Origin of the sequence: Dyadobacter sp. CY323, assembly GCF_021390245.1 — a bacterium.
Taxonomy (GTDB): domain Bacteria; phylum Bacteroidota; class Bacteroidia; order Cytophagales; family Spirosomataceae; genus Dyadobacter.
The window spans coordinates 25,511-40,672 of sequence record NZ_JAJUXH010000029.1 but is presented as its reverse complement, the minus strand read 5'-3'; the positions used below and the strand labels follow the sequence as shown (position 1 = coordinate 40,672).

The 15,162-nt window shown below is 45.8% G+C and carries 11 protein-coding genes; 2 read left to right on the top strand and 9 right to left on the bottom strand.

The window, feature by feature from the left end; translation table 11 throughout:
* Positions 1-48 precede the first annotated feature (48 nt).
* The 9 genes from LZG72_RS26910 to LZG72_RS26870 all read right to left on the bottom strand — a co-directional run bounded on the left by LZG72_RS26910 (position 49) and on the right by LZG72_RS26870 (position 11,891).
* The gene (locus LZG72_RS26910; RefSeq protein ID WP_233878250.1) at positions 49-4,959 is read right to left on the bottom strand and encodes a GEVED domain-containing protein; all 4,911 of its coding nucleotides are present in this window, start codon (positions 4,957-4,959) and stop codon (positions 49-51) included.
* 236 nt (positions 4,960-5,195) lie between these two features.
* Positions 5,196-5,888 carry a DUF3575 domain-containing protein gene (locus LZG72_RS26905; protein WP_233878249.1) on the bottom strand — a complete coding sequence of 231 codons (693 nt, stop codon included), beginning with the start codon at positions 5,886-5,888 and terminating at the stop codon, positions 5,196-5,198.
* Positions 5,885-6,706 carry an LVIVD repeat-containing protein gene (locus tag LZG72_RS26900; RefSeq protein ID WP_233878248.1) on the bottom strand — a complete coding sequence of 274 codons (822 nt, stop codon included), beginning with the start codon at positions 6,704-6,706 and terminating at the stop codon, positions 5,885-5,887. Before LZG72_RS26900 ends, LZG72_RS26905 begins: the two co-directional genes overlap by 4 nt.
* Positions 6,703-7,242 carry a hypothetical protein gene (locus LZG72_RS26895; protein WP_233878247.1) on the bottom strand — a complete coding sequence of 180 codons (540 nt, stop codon included), beginning with the start codon at positions 7,240-7,242 and terminating at the stop codon, positions 6,703-6,705. Before LZG72_RS26895 ends, LZG72_RS26900 begins: the two co-directional genes overlap by 4 nt.
* A gap of 73 nt (positions 7,243-7,315) precedes the next feature.
* Positions 7,316-8,032: a pseudouridine synthase gene (locus LZG72_RS26890; RefSeq protein ID WP_233878246.1), complete on the bottom strand. Its 717-nt coding sequence runs from the start codon at positions 8,030-8,032 to the stop codon at positions 7,316-7,318.
* Positions 8,033-8,764 carry a class I SAM-dependent methyltransferase gene (locus tag LZG72_RS26885; protein ID WP_233878245.1) on the bottom strand — a complete coding sequence of 244 codons (732 nt, stop codon included), beginning with the start codon at positions 8,762-8,764 and terminating at the stop codon, positions 8,033-8,035. It lies immediately after the preceding gene.
* Between the two features lie 14 nt (positions 8,765-8,778).
* The gene (locus LZG72_RS26880; RefSeq protein ID WP_233878244.1) at positions 8,779-9,501 is read right to left on the bottom strand and encodes a DUF1361 domain-containing protein; all 723 of its coding nucleotides are present in this window, start codon (positions 9,499-9,501) and stop codon (positions 8,779-8,781) included.
* A gap of 163 nt (positions 9,502-9,664) precedes the next feature.
* Positions 9,665-10,936 carry a DEAD/DEAH box helicase gene (locus LZG72_RS26875; RefSeq protein ID WP_310590574.1) on the bottom strand — a complete coding sequence of 424 codons (1,272 nt, stop codon included), beginning with the start codon at positions 10,934-10,936 and terminating at the stop codon, positions 9,665-9,667.
* Positions 10,937-11,252: 316 nt separating this feature from the next.
* Positions 11,253-11,891 (bottom strand): DUF1080 domain-containing protein, encoded by a 639-nt coding sequence (locus LZG72_RS26870; RefSeq protein ID WP_233878243.1) that lies wholly within the window; start codon positions 11,889-11,891, stop codon positions 11,253-11,255.
* 167 nt (positions 11,892-12,058) lie between these two features.
* Here LZG72_RS26870 and LZG72_RS26865 point away from each other — a divergent pair, with 167 nt between their 5' ends.
* A complete protein-coding gene (locus LZG72_RS26865) occupies positions 12,059-13,510 on the top strand; it encodes a capsule assembly Wzi family protein (RefSeq protein WP_233878242.1) in 1,452 nt (483 codons plus the stop codon).
* Between the two features lie 756 nt (positions 13,511-14,266).
* Positions 14,267-15,004, top strand: a complete 738-nt coding sequence (locus LZG72_RS26860) for a tyrosine-protein phosphatase (RefSeq protein WP_233878241.1) — start codon at positions 14,267-14,269, stop codon at positions 15,002-15,004.
* The last annotated feature ends 158 nt before the right edge of the window (positions 15,005-15,162 follow it).

Genomic DNA, 15,162 nt, shown 5'->3' with positions numbered 1-15,162 from the left:
AATTTCTTTGGAGATCAGCAAGCTGGGATGGCTGCGGAAGTAAAAGAATTATTTGATCAATGAAATCTTTCTGACTAGTTCAGTGCCATCCCTGAGACGAATCCTGAGATGGTATATCCCGCTTTGATAGCTATTTACATTCAATTTTTGTTTTTGGGTCTCACTCTCGGTCGGTTTGTCAAAAACAGTTTTTCCTGCATCGTTAATCAACTTAAACCCCACAATCGGCACTGAGGAAGTAATTGTAAACTCGTTTCCGGCAGGGTTTGGAAAGACAGTTACCTCAACTGACGCCTTTTCCAGCCGGGCAGAAACGATTTTACTCCATGCGTGGCTACCATCCAGATCGATCATCTTCAGGCGGTAATATTGCGTGGCACCCGATTGGACATCCCTGTCCAGGTACTGATATTTGCCTGTACCTGGCTGCGGAGCGATGTTTGACAGAAAAACGAAACCATTTTTGGGATTTGAACTTTTTTGCAATTCGAAGCGGTCAAAATTTACTTCTGAACTGGTTTCCCATTCAATCGCGACATCCGTGTTTTCAATTACCTTGGCTCTCATTCTGGCCAGGGTAACCGGTAGTGGGCTTGAGTTTCCAGTAACAAAAAATCCGCTAAACCCAGTCACATCAAATGTAATCTCCCACCTCTTCAAAACCTCGGCCCAGTGGATGTTGTCTTCCCCAGGATGAAAAGGAAGGCCTGCTTCTCCCGAGTAGGTATTGGGAGCACCGGTCTGGGATGTTCCGTGGAACTGATTGATGTACAGGTTTGCCTTGCTGTCTGTAGGTGATGAGGGCAGCAGGATGTCCCCGGCGGCTGCATTATAGTTATTAAAATCCTCCTGAGTAAAGTATAAGGTGATGGTAGCGGTGGCCCCGGCGGGGTTGACGGTCGGAGACAGATCATAATGTCTTGCAACGTATGGCCTGGCCGAAGGTACCGTTTCGTCGATGTAGACCGTTGACACAATTTCCCCACTGACCGGGCTGGCGCCGGAAGGAGTGATGGAGGCAATAATCCGGCAGTCGTCGGCAAAGATCTGGGCGGGATCTGACCCTGCAATAGTAGTGACCCGATCACCGGCAATGGCCAGCGTGGAAGGGTTGACTGTAATGGTAAAAGTGACAGGACTTCCTGTGGCGCAGCTTGTTTTGGGAGTGACCGTGATCGTTGCAGTTATCGGCGTAGTTCCTGGGTTGACGGCGTAAAATGAAGAAATCGAGGTCACACCCGTCTGGTTAGACATATTGATTGCACTTCCGCCGGTAATGTTAAAAGTAACCCCTTCCTGCGTGCCTGCCAGTGCAAACTCGGGTACGAATTCATAGTTGCAGTAGGTCTGATTCGTGAGGATTGTAGTGAGCTCGGGTGTAGGTATCGTTCCGGTGATAACAACCGTATCACTTGCCGTGCAAGTCCCACTGGTAACAACTAAAATATACGTACCAGCAGTGTAAACCGACAGTCCGGGTGTTGTTGCACCCGTGTTCCATTTATAGGTGACGCCATTCCCAAAACTGACGACCGGACTAATCGTCGAACTGGGGTTTTCGCACGTAAGAACGGTAGTGCTGGGAACAAGCCTGACAGTCAAAGGATCGCCAAAGCCAGTGATATTTCGGGAGGCGGTCGAGATACAACCTTCCTGGCTGGTAATGGTGACGGTGTAACTTCCGGCAGTAGTGACAATGATTCGTCTGGTTGTTTCACCGTTGCTCCACAGGTAGGTCGGATTTGTTGCAGTTGTTGTCGCCGTCAGCTGGATTGATGTCCGTGAACAGGATAGTACGGTTGACGGACTTGTAACACTGACTGTTGGCGGTGCGGTGCTTCCCGTAACTGTTTTGGTTGCAGTAGTGGAACAGCTTCCGCTTGTGACCGTCACGGTGTAAGTTCCCGGAGTAGTAACATTGATCGTCTTTGCAGTCGACCCGGTACTCCAAATGTAGGTCGGGTTTTGAGAATCGGTATTGGCAGTCAATGTGATCCTTCTTTCGCTGCAGCTTAGCGCGTCAAGGCCCGAAATTGTTGCAGATATTGTCGTTGAGCTCCCGGTAACCGTTTTCGCCTGCGTTGCCGTGCAGCTGCCACTCGTCATCGTCACGGTGTAGATTCCGGCAGTGGCCACATCAATGGATGCTGTGGTAGCTCCTGTGCTCCATTGGAAAGTGGCACCCGGAAATGCCGTAGAGGCCGTTAATTCGATGGACGGTCTATTGCAGCTAAGTATTGTCCTCGTATCCGAAATATTAACAATGCATTGCGTCGGGTCTTCAATTGTTAAGGTGTAATCCTCTGTTTCTCCAAAATTGTAGTTCCCGCATGCGTTCATCGGAATTGTTTGGAAAGCGGAAACAATGCGCATGGGAAGTGGCCCCGGCGCAAGTCCGGAAGGAACGACGAAACTGCCTGAAAAAGCACTCGGCTTCGCCTCAGGAGTACTAAATACCAGTTCCCCAGGCTCAAAAACAGCGTTCCGGTTTATATCCAGCCAAACGGCAATTCCATGAGGCGCATATTCGTCGAGGAGATTGCCACTGATCATGACAGTTTGCCCCCCCTGGACATAGGCAATTCCCGGCATTTCTGAATATCCGTTTGGTGAACAACCGGAATTCTCACTCAATACGGCACCATTTACGACGACTCGTCTCAACCCAGCCTCTCCTGAACATTCATTCGTGTAAGTCGGCGTACAGGTTATGATTTCGCCACCCACAGTGAGAACATAATCCTCTGTTTCTCCCAATGAGTAATTAGCGCAAGAGCTGTTGGGGGTCGCATAAAATGCAACTGAGACACGCATAGAAAGAGGCCCTGGGGAAGTTATAGGAATGGTGAGGTCCCCTGATACCAAACCTGTGACCAGCGAAGGTGTATAAAACACCCGCTCATTGTCCTCGAAGAAGCCATTCCGGTTAGCATCCATCCAGATGGCAGCCCCCAAAGGATTCAGAGTATTTAGAAACGTGGCTACAAAGGGCACTGTCTGCCCCGGTGATACGGTCGTTGTACCTGGGAGAGTGTCATATCCGTTGGGTGAACAGCCCGAATTCTCACTGAGCATAACACTGTTGAGGGAAACGGATTTCAACCCATAATCTGAACAGCCGCCAGCATACGTCGGCGTGCAATTAGGGGAAAGTGTCCGGAAACTCCCACCTGTGAATTCAGAGAACGTATTCTGTTCGCAGGCCCGGCGTACTTGCCAGTCATAACTGACACCCACATCTAAGCCTGTCAATGAATAGCCTGGAGTTGTGAGATTACTTATTATCGTCCAGCTGGAAGATGAAGCCTCCTTCCATTGCAACTCGTACACGGTGCTTACTCCCATGTTGATCCAGCTGAGCTGCGCACTGTTGGTACTAATGTTGGTACTTTCAGCGCCGAGAGGATATGGACAGAGTGCCGTGCTGAAAACCATGGACGCGGTATATGCCGAAGATCCGGATGTGCATTTATTGCGCACCTGCCATTCGTAATTCACGCCCGGCGTCAGGTTGCCTAATGTGTAATTCGGTGTAGTGAGGTTGTCGACATCCGTCCAGTTGGCCGTATAGGCAACCCGCCAGCGCAAATCATAATTAACTCCCGGGCCTGACTCTAACCAGTCCAATTCAGCACGGGAGGTCGTTACGTCAATCGTTTTCATGTTTCGTGGTACAGAGCAGTCTGTTGTGACCGACGCCGTCGCGCTGATCCCCTCCGTACTGTTGGAGGGCCTTATACGATAAAAATAGCTGGTGGTAGCTCCGGCCTTTGTATCTGTAAATGTGGTCATATTCGGCCCCACACCCCCGATAGGTATATAACCGGATTCAGAAGAGAGGGAACGTTCAATAAAATACCCCATTTCGTTGGAAGCATTGTCTTGCCAGGTCAGCACTACGCTCACAGCAGCCTGGTTGTAGCTGGCTGTCAGGTTAGTGACTGCCGGAACATCAGTCGAGGGGTAGTCAAGCGAATAGGCAGTATGACTTTGACGCAGGGCAAGGGCTGTCTGCATACGCTCATACTGGCTGGGCACAAAATGGTGGGCGCAGGTTTGATAATATCCCATCAAATTGGAAACGGAGGGAGTATATGCTTCACCATTTGCATCCAATGCCGTTCCATTGTAGGAAATGCATCCGTTCACGTTGATGACGGAACTGCCTTCCATTCCGAACGGGTCCGCCGGGGTTTCGCAAAGCATATCGCCCGTGTACGAACAATTCGCACCCGGGCCTCGGGTTACAAGTTCGGTAGAAGGTTCCGTACCATTGCTATTGCCAAAAGTATGGAGCAGGTTAAAGGTGTGCCCCAGTTCGTGAGGCACCACACGGTTTGCCAGGTCGTCTTCCGTCTCGGGATATCCTGTGAGTATAAAAGAGCGTGTAGAAGACTGCTGATTGGTGGGGTAATAAGCATATCCTGCCCAGGCCTCGCTCGTGTAGTTGACGTAGTATTGGTTCAGAGCATTGGGTGCGTCCCGGGAGTTTGCAACAGCGCCTTCAATGGTGGTTGTGAAATTGTTGTACCAATTCGTATTATCAATATAATCGAATGAAGTACCCGCATAAAAAAACTGGATGCCGGTGCCGTTTTGAATGTGATAGCTGTTGGCCAGGGCAAGTATGTTGTTAAGACTATTGACGCTGTAGCCCCCGTTTCCATCGTTTCTGCGCAGTATATGCGGACGAATGGGAATCCAGGTAATAGCTGCAAATACTCTGCCGCCCGCATTCCTGATCCGCGCGGCCCTATCCATTTCCATCTCTAATGCGATTCGCTGGTCGATGGTTAATTCGTGAACGGCACATTTCAATACATCGCCCGACGTCCCTGGCCTCGGGCTACCTGGCAATTCTGATTGTTTCGTTTCTTTTGTTTTCTGAGCGTGAGAAGGTACCAGCAGGCAAAGCAAGAGAGATAGTAATGCTATGCAATTCAGTAAAGTTCTGACCATTAAGTTCTTGGTTAACGTGCTTACAGATAGACATATAAACAGTCTCCGAATGCGAGATAGCAAACAGAGAAATCGGAAACAGATGTGATGGACGGGGTCGCTACTGAAAAGATGTAGAGAGATATTTCATAACGTTGAGTATTTTGGTGAGAAATAATAGGACAATATAGGTTTAATTAACCAAAAATCCCGTCAAATATGAGTATCTGACGGGATTTTTGGTTTAAGGAAGTGAATCAGTTCTCCAATTTTCCCAGGATTAATCCAAAATGTACCCCGAGCACAAGACTTGGTATAAAATCGTCTGCACCATTGGCCGCATTAAACCAGAATGACTCGGGATTGCGGACGCTTGCATTCTCAAGTCCGGAGGAAAGTGTGTTGACCTTGATCCTTCTCATTCCAAATCCACCGAAAAAATCGAGGGTCATCCGGTTTGCAAAATAGATTTGCCAGCCAGCCCTAATGTGGCCCGCGCCCACGATCCTACCGATCTTCACATCTCTGTTTTCAAAATATCCGCAGCCTCCAAAGCCAGAGCAGTCCATTCCCACCCATTGATTTTCTCGATACACGACTTTCTTGAAAAGGTACTCCCCAGCCACATATGCTTTTGTGCGGCGCCTTTCATAAAAGTAATACCGCAGCTGTGTCCGGCTTTTGTAAATGTCTTTATTAGGAGGACTACTGTCTTCCTGGTACCAGATATTGAACTTGGAATGCCCGTAACCCAGATCCTGCTGCAAACTAAATCCGCTATTTCCCAACGGCACCTCCACCCCGAGCTGAAACGTGTTGTCGACATCAAACATTGGCAACGGGGAATATTTCAGAATCACATGGCTGCCAGCTGTTTGCGCATCAATTTGCGCGGATACTTGTGAAAAAATCAATAAAATGAAAAGTGTAAGTGTTAAACCTGACTTCATAAAACCGGGATTTTGCTCAGAAGTTCGTACTTGTCATCTTGATCAAATTGGTATTGAAACAAGCCGCCCTTCCCGGTGATGATCAAGTGTTTATTTCTCACGATGACATCGTAGGAAGGTATTTCCGCGAAAAAATGCTTTTGAACCGGCAAAATCGGATTGGATATATCCATCACCCTAAAACCCTGGTCTCCCTCACAAATGAAAAGCTTGTTGCCGGAAACCCCCAGCCCGAATGGCGATGACATTACCTGCGAATGCACCATAGCCGGATTGGAGGGGTTACTCACGTCGACCACATCCAGCGAGCTAAGCGTATTCCCAGGACGGCATAAAGCGCCGCTGCGAAGCGTCACATAAGCATATTTCCCCTGCACGACCACCGGATCACAGGATTGCACGTGTGTGAATTTGGATAGTAATTGTGGGTCGTTTGGATTGCTGTTGTTATAAATATACATCCCGTCATTTGCCCCGATAAAAAGATGGCTCTGATAGGGAAAAATGGTTTCAATACCCACATTCATGTTCTTTTTGACCGCTTTGACCGGGCTGCCTCCGTCTGTGATGTTGTACACTTCCAGGGATTGTTTTGAAACGATGTAAAGTGTGTTGCCCGTGATTGCAAATCGGGCCATAGAGCCGCCAACTCCTGCTTGCGGTGAAAGATCTGAACTTTTATCGCTGCTCTCGCAGGAAGACAGGATCAGCAGCAAGCCCGCTACGGCAAGCCCGAGAAACAGAATGGGGACGATTTTTCTTTTCATGGTAGTTAGCTCCCGCATTACGGTTGTATTTTTGAGTGGATGGATCATCATCTGAAACATTTAGGCTGCTCGGAGATCGTTACCTTTTCCCAGCCAACGACAATACCTTTTTTAGCCTCCGGACATTCAAAATAAATGTTAGTATGGGGAGGAAAGCTGTTGATCGGGATGGCATTTTCAATGGTCTTGGTCAGCTTGGGAGCTTTTGGGTCGCCTATATCAAACACGAGCAGATTGGACAGGTTATCCGCATAAAGCCAGTTGTCTTTCACGGCCATATCATAGTTTCCGGTAATGGAAATAAAGGAAAGATTTTTCGGGTTTTTAGGATCCGAGTTGTCGATGATATGGATTCCCTTTCCACTTTCATTTATAAAGATATAGGGATCAAACAGGTAGATTTTGCCCGGTTCAGCAAGTGGTTCTGCGGCAGAGATCTTCACTTTTGCCAGATCCTCTGCGGAGGAGTAAATCGGCTTATATGCGGTACCATCGAATGGTATGCCATTAATGGGCTGGGTTGCCGGTGCGGTCGTGCAGGCTAGCGACGCTGCTATCCAGAACAGAAAAAGGAGAAATTTTTGCATGGCTGTCAAGAAGGTGGAATTTACTCCTAGACACTTGCGAGGGCGATATCGTTGCAGTAAAAAACGTAAATTGTCAGATAAGTGAGTAACCGGCAAAACCGAGTTCATTCACCATCCTCACAAATTCGTGTTGCACAGGAGCGGCGATCAGCACAGCTGAATGTGACACCGGATGGACAAATTTTAAACTCGTGGCATGCAGTAACATCGTATCCATTTGAAGCATCTCTTTAAAATACCGGTTTTGCTTGTTGCACCCATGTGGCCTGTCGCCGATAATGGGATGGAAAATGTGCGCCGTATGTTTTCTTAACTGGTGCATTCTGCCGGTTTGCGGGGAGAGCTCTACAAGGGAGTAGCGCGACGTGGGATGTTTGCCAATGGCGAATGGTACTTCTGAGCGGTCGAGTGTTTTGTAGGAGGTGAAGGCCTGCTGAATCACGCCGTCGTCCCTTTTTAGTGGATAATCAATTTCACCGCTGTTTTCAGTGAAACCCCTGACAATGGCGTGGTAGGTTTTCTCCACTTTGCCTTCCTGAAACTGCTGCTGCATCAGGCCGTTCATTTCCTCATTCAGCGCAAACAGTAATGCGCCTCCCGTTTTGCGATCGAGCCGGTGGACCGGGTAGACTCTTTGGCCGATTTGTTCCCGAAGGAGCTGGACGGCGAAAACATCCGCGTCGGCGGCAATCGAAGAACGATGTACCAATAAGCCATGCGGCTTGTTAATGGCGATGAGATCGTTGTCCTGATATAAAATGGACAGTGGGGAAAATTCCTCTGGCGACACCTAAAAAATGGAAAGTTCCTTTTCGGATTTTGAAGTCAGCACCGCGTAGGAATGCGGCTTGATGCCAAGGAAGTACGGGAACATCCTGAGTACTTGTTGTTTGAGTTTCATGAAGTAGTAGGCAGACTTTCTATTTTTGAACATTTGCTTGATCACATCATCGTGGTATAAGTGGCAAATATCTTTCTCAACTTTAAAGTTCTCAGACAAAAGCAGGAACCTAAACAAAGCCGGCGTGTAAATATTGATATGGCCGTAGGAAAGGAAATGCTTAAGTTTTTTATCAACATAAAACGAAAAATCGATCGGCACCTCAAAAATCTGGTGTTTTGATACCCTTTTGATTTCCCTAAGTAGTAACCGCTCATGTTCCACATGTTCCAGCACATGGGAGCAAATCACCAGGTCGAAATGGTTATCTGAATATGGAATTTTGTATCCGTCGAATAGCAAAATGTCGTGAAGGCTCTTAATGTTTTTTGATTTGATCAGATCGATGCCGCTTTCTGAGATTTCAACACAATTCAAATCCGGGCAGAAGCCCCATTCTGACAGCCATTTTAAAATGCTTCCCTCCCCGGCTCCTACTTCCAGCACGTTTTTAAAGCTGATGTTTTTGGCGAGCTCGACAATATTTACTGCTTTGTATTTTGCGCCCGTATTTCGCCAGGCGACAGAAGCATCATCATACTGTGATGAATAGGAATCTTTGACATTTCCAGAAACGTGCATGTTTCAAAGCGAATTTATTGGTTCTTTTTACTGTACCTGATCCTGAAACGAATAACCCCCCAAAGCACCAGATAGAGTACTCCCAGAAGCATTCCCATTTCTATACTTAATACCATTGCGGTGCGATCCAAAAGACTGTCAACGAGTTGATCCAGCACAACTCGCGGCTCATGAATAATATCCCAGCTGTTCATCCGCTTTACCCTTCCAAGGTATACGCCGAATCCGGCCGTCGGCAAACTGATTGCCAGGAGAATGTTGCCTGTCTTTTTGGAAAAAACCCTTCTCCATGATCGATGGATCCAGTAAAGCGAAACCAATCCGTTGAAAAGGCTGACTTCTGCGTAGAAGAACAGCATGATCGTGTCGTGCCAGGTCAGATCTCTTTGATAATCAACCGTTAGGTGCGCCAGATCGGTAATCATATAAGGAGCATTGGGAAAAAATGCCAGCCAGGTCACACTCAAAAACGCAAGTATAACCGGAATCTGGCCGTATCGCTTTGTTAAGCTGTCGGCCAGAAAGGCAACAATTAACGGAATCCAGCTTAAAAACAGGTTCCAGTCCAGTGAAAAGTCAACCGGGGAATTAAAGAGAATGCGGATCAGATGGAAAAATACAGCTGCCAGGCTTAATACCAGCAGCAGAAGGAGCGAAAACAAGCCCTCCATCGAAACAATGGGCGGGTCGGATACGCTAAACTTGTAATTTCTTATCCAATCTATCAAACGGTCCAACAGTACTTAATTTAGGTTCATCCAGGACGATTAAAGCAAGACAAATGAAATGGAAAAATAGCGTACCTGAGCTGTTTCATTGTTTTGATTACACTAAACATTGAGATAATGCTAGAACTACTTATCATTTCAGGCCGCACACCTGACAAACACTGAATATGGCTTACGCCTGGGAAGGTTTATTTTGTTCTCGTTTTGGGTTAAGTCTTTTATGCCCGCCAGAAGGTTTTTCACCTGGTTTGCCGGAACGTTTCAGCTTCTTTACGGGAGGTCTAAACTTGCGCGGCTCAAACAGCGGAGCTTCCCCCAGACCAAGATCCTGTGTGATCGACCTTTTTTCTACTTCTTTCTCAAAAAGACGCTCGATTTTCAGAACGTATTTTTGATCTTGTTCATTAATAAAAGTAATTGCCGTTCCTTTGGACTCTGCACGGGCTGTGCGTCCAATACGGTGGACGTAATCTTCCGGGTCACGGGGCACGTCGTAATTGACCACGTGACTTAAATTGTCGATATCGATCCCGCGGGACAGAACGTCGGTCGCTACAAGAATTGGAAACTTTTTATTTTTAAAATCCCGCAACATTACTTCGCGGTCACTTTGCTCGGAATCAGATGAAATTCCCTGCGCACCCATTCCAAGCTTTCTCAGAGATCTCACTATCGGCTCCACATTCGACTTTCGAGACGTGAACAAAACCATGCTCGTGCTTTGCACCTGGCTCAGCAAATGGATTAACAGCGGCAATTTCTGCTCATCCTTTGCCAGATAAAACTGCTGATCAATGCGATCGGCCGGCCTGGAAACAGCTAAACGTATTTCTTCCGGTTTTTGCAAGATCCGTTTTGCCAGCTCCCCAATTTTAGAAGGCATGGTCGCCGAAAACATAAGTGTCTGCCTCTCTGAGGGCAGATAGCTCATTATTTTTAGGATGTCACCAAGAAATCCCATATCAAGCATGCGGTCGGCCTCATCCAGCACCAAATGCTTTATGTCTTTAAAGCTAACGTAGCCCAGTTGCAGGTGAGCGATCAATCTGCCGGGTGTTGCGATGATGATATCCGCGCCCTGGGTTAACGCCTTTTTTTGCTGATCCCACTCAGGACCTTTATTACCTCCATAAACAGCAATACTTGTGGCGCCCACAAAATAACCCAGACCCTGGATCTGCTGGTCGATCTGAACGGCCAGCTCACGCGTTGGCACCAAGATCAACGCGCCGGTATGGACATTGGACTGGTGTGCAACCTTGTCTAATATAGGAATCAGGTAAGCGGCCGTTTTACCGGTGCCAGTTTGCGCACAGGCAAGTAAGTCTTTGCCTTTGAGGATTAAAGGAATGGCTTGTTCCTGTATTGGGGTAGCCTGCTGGTAATTCATGGAGTCCACGGCGCTTAATACGTCTTCGTGGAGTTCAAATTCATTGAAATTCAAAATTCAGCTTTTAAAGTTCTCAGATCGTGTATCTGAGAATGTGTTAGTGAAAGAGCTGACTTCAAATTTCCCAGTCAGCAAACCGCTTGATTTAAGCAAAGATACTAAAAAGTGCGCTGGAATGAAAAACACAGGACAGAAGATGAAGTGTGAGCGGTTAATGGACACCTTACGCGAGCGGGTTTACGACCTTGCACAAATTGGGCAGCTATCTGATCGGGTACCAACAAATAAAATTCGCCCCCCTTTCATGGGAGGCGACGCAATGTTGCTTCGACATGTAGTAACGCTGTCATACCTGATTGTAAGTAGGAAATTATTCCGTCAATGGTTTTACCATAATGTCTTTATAATACACGACACTTTTAGGATCATGCGCTTGCAAAGCGAAAGTGCCTGACTTCAGAAATTTGGTCTTCATGTCCCCTCCTCTTTTATCGACATCTGTTTCCTCGTAGTCAACCACCGTTTTATCATTGATTTTAATCGTGATGTGCTTTCCCTCGACTTTGACATACTCTGTGTACCATTCACCGTCTTTCACATACGTTTCCTTCACATCCACTACATTGTACAAACTTCCGGTGCGTTTGTAATCCGTATGCGATTGATTGACCTGTACTTCGTAGCCTTGTGAGGGCCAGCCATCTTCCTGATAAGCTGAATGGATAAAAATCCCGGAATTCGACCCCGCCGTAGTCTTCACCGTAGCCTTAAATTCGAAATTTTTGAACATATGGTTTTTCACTGGTCCGTCATAGAACAAATGTGCCCGCGGGCCAGCCACCTTGATGGTGCCATCGACAATGGAAAACGAGCTGGCATTCGCGCCTACTTTCCAGCCATCCAGGTTTTTGCCATTAAAGATTGAGATCCAGCCATCCTGGGCGGAAGAGGAAGTGGCAGACAAGGTGACAAGGACCAATATTACTCCAAACCAGTTGAGGTTTCTCATATCACATTAATAGTTTAAGTTGATCAAATAATGTATTGGTGTGAAAATTCGAATTAAGGTAAAAACTACTGATTTGCTGGTTAGAATCTTGAACTGGAACAGTCTAAGTAGGCACCAGGAGGACGTTTAGAAAAAAGGTGTTGTGGAATTTCTACGAACAAGATGCTATGAGCAACGGGATTTTAGCTACATTCGACCCGCAGTTTTTTACTCAACGTATGAAAAAAATCCTATTAGCTTCTACTCTGCTACTCCTAAACGCTGTGTGTTTTTCACAAACAAGTAGTTTCAGAGCCAAATTAGAAGCACAGACCTCTCTGACTACTCCTGACCATCTCCCATTCTGGATGCGCAGCAATCAATTCGGAAGCATCCCACTTTCTGGACCTTCTGTAAGCGTCATTGCTTCGGGTTATAAAGACTACGACACGACAAAAGTTCGGCTGGTTGATTGGGGCGCACGTTTTGAAGGCCGGGCGAATGGTGGAAAGGGTTCTAACCTTATCCTGGTCGAAGGCTACGGCAAGGTCAAACTTGGAATTTTTGAATTGAAGGGTGGTAGAATGAGAGAAACTTTCGGGCTGACTGATACACTGTTGACAACAGGTAATTTTGCTATTTCCGGAAACGCCCTTGGTATTCCAAAAGTCCAAATCGCAATTCCTGAATTCTATGCCGTTCCCGTCTTTGGGAGGATCTTTGCATTCAAGGGAGTTTTCGCCCAGGGATGGCTGGGAGAAAAAACAATTCAGAATAAACGAATCGACCGGGCTGTGACATATTTCCATCAGAAAGCTTTTTACGCCAGAATTGGGAAGCCTAACTGGCGACTCAAATTATATGGCGGATTTAATGATCAGGTCTTTTGGGGTCATGAAGCGCAGATTTTCGAGTCATTTATCTTGACTGGTTGGCAGAAGTATCAGTCAGTCGTTCTGGGAAAAAGTTGGGCCTTCAGCAAGGTGGGAAATCATGCTGGAAATATCGATGTTCGAGTCGAGTACGACTTTGACAAGTTTAAGTTAGGGCTGTACCGCCAGAGTTTCTATGAGGTTGGCGCCCTCTACCATTTGGCTAATGTTGCTGACGGGATTAATGGGGTAAGTTTAGTGAATAAAACAGCGAAAGCTGGTGACCTTTACTGGAAGCGTTTTGTCTTTGAATTTCTCTACTCAAAAAATCAAGCTGGTGAAACCTGGTCAAAGCCGACACCATCTGGAAACGAAAATTATTTAAATCACTATCTCTACCAAGATGGATGGTCTTATTACGGACTAAGTCTGGGGACCCCATTTATTACACCGGCTAATCATGCGCGCCCAGGACAATCCTCAATTCCAATCAATTACTTTATTAATAACAGAATTATTGCGCTACACCTGGGATCCGATTTTATTTTTGGTAAGTGGAATGCCATCGGTAAGGTTTCTTATTCAAAGAATTTCGGGACACATGATACCAGCAAAACATACAAACCTGTAAACCAGTTTTCTGGCTATTTTGACTTCCAAAGGAATGTAGGGGCCAATTTGACGGCTGGTGGAATACTGGCATTTGATTCTGGAAAACTGCTGCCCAATTCCGGTGGCATTCTTGTGAAAATTGCCAGATCGTTTTAAAACGAGTAGAAGAGAATCTGAAGTCTCATTGAACTAGTCTAAACAGAAACGATTATAGTGTTTTAGAACCTGTCAACCAGCGTTTCGGCTATTGCTTTATGTCTAGATCTCCGGATGTTTGGCAACATACCCGTTTTCAATAATGTGCATTTATTAAAGTCCAGCAGTCTCTCGGTTGCTACTTGCATTGCCGCAGCTACCCGCACGTTTTCTCCGATCCTTACGAAAACGAATTCTAGTCGTTCTGTTTGGTGCTTGATGCCATTTCCCTTCAATAACCTCACCAAATTCGATCGAGATGTCGGACTGTTATACTGTTTCCCTATAAAGGCACTAGGAAAGATATGTGTTACCGGAATTTCAGTGTCCGGTTCTTCACTAAAAATTAAGACGAAAAGTGGATAACTTCCACGTGTTTCGTAAATTATTCAAAATATGCAAGTATTGAAAGTACGTATTTCAAGATGCAAAGGATCTTCTTTAAGCACAATTTGACCAACCGGACACAAACGCAGAACAGATCTAGCATTTAACAACTGCATTTTCTAGAGGAAAACAGCTTGGTAATGGTTAAACAGTGAATGGTACAAAAGAATAGTACCATTTTACACTTTTACAGTTCGTCAAAAGTTTCCATCTGAAATACTGCATGAAGTCAAGCTTTTATATTAAATTTGTCCAACTTTAATAAACTAAAATTCCGGTCGGCAACTTCGATTTTACATAGGAAACACAGACTTGAAGGCCGAATTTCATATGCTCAACTGGTTATTTGATAAGACGAAGAATAAACGCGTTGGTTTAGACCACATAGGTATAGATATACATTCTCATCTCATTCCAGGAATAGATGATGGCGTTGAGACTGTTGAAGAATCCGTTGCGATGATCACTAAAATGCAGGATCTCGGATACAGGCATATTGTAACTACTCCACACGTAATCTGGGATTGTTATAAAAATACCCCTCAAATTATAAAGTCTGGCTTAGAAGAAGTTCGACAGGCCGTTAAGGCAGCGGGCTTAACCATTCAAATTAGCGCAGCGGCAGAATATTTTATTGATGAGCATTTCAATGAGCTGCTTTCCCTGGACCAGGAACTTTTAACGCTTCCAGGAAACAGGCTTTTAGTGGAGCTCCCCTACTCTACTCCTTTGATGAATACATCCGAGACCCTTTTTTTTATCATTCAAAAAGGGTATCAACCCGTTTTGGCGCATCCAGAGAGATATACCTATTTTTACACAGATCCTAATGTTTATAAAAAGCTGGTAGATCAGGGATGTGAGCTCCAGGTGAATATATTATCACTCTCAGGGTACTATGGAGATAACATTACCAAGATGGCGGAATGGCTGTTGCGCAATAACCTGATCACATTTTTGGGAACCGATGCCCACAAAATTCAACATCTAGAGATGATACAGCGGAGCAACAAAAACAATTGGTTGACAAAATATCCGTTTCAGAATCAAAAACTTATAAATATTTAATGACGATAATTGAATTTATTCTATATTTGTAGTCATACCTTAGAAGCTGACACTTGTACATTATCAAGAAAGCAGTTACCCGTTTGATAAAGGTCTCTGAATTGGACTTAGAAAACAGATTTGTTTAACAAATCAATATGTTACAATCATTGAGATAT

Bases quoted from the DNA above. Each gene is read 5' to 3' on its own strand.
- LZG72_RS26885 (WP_233878245.1), bottom strand. From the start codon at position 8,764: ATGCACGTTTCTGGAAATGTCAAAGATTCCTATTCATCACAGTATGAT.
- LZG72_RS26895 (WP_233878247.1), bottom strand. From the start codon at position 7,242: ATGCAAAAATTTCTCCTTTTTCTGTTCTGGATAGCAGCGTCGCTAGCC.
- LZG72_RS26900 (WP_233878248.1), bottom strand. From the start codon at position 6,706: ATGATGATCCATCCACTCAAAAATACAACCGTAATGCGGGAGCTAACT.
- LZG72_RS26905 (WP_233878249.1), bottom strand. From the start codon at position 5,888: ATGAAGTCAGGTTTAACACTTACACTTTTCATTTTATTGATTTTTTCA.
- LZG72_RS26860 (WP_233878241.1), top strand. From the start codon at position 14,267: ATGCTCAACTGGTTATTTGATAAGACGAAGAATAAACGCGTTGGTTTA.
- LZG72_RS26910 (WP_233878250.1), bottom strand. From the start codon at position 4,959: ATGGTCAGAACTTTACTGAATTGCATAGCATTACTATCTCTCTTGCTT.
- LZG72_RS26865 (WP_233878242.1), top strand. From the start codon at position 12,059: ATGAGCAACGGGATTTTAGCTACATTCGACCCGCAGTTTTTTACTCAA.
- LZG72_RS26870 (WP_233878243.1), bottom strand. From the start codon at position 11,891: ATGAGAAACCTCAACTGGTTTGGAGTAATATTGGTCCTTGTCACCTTG.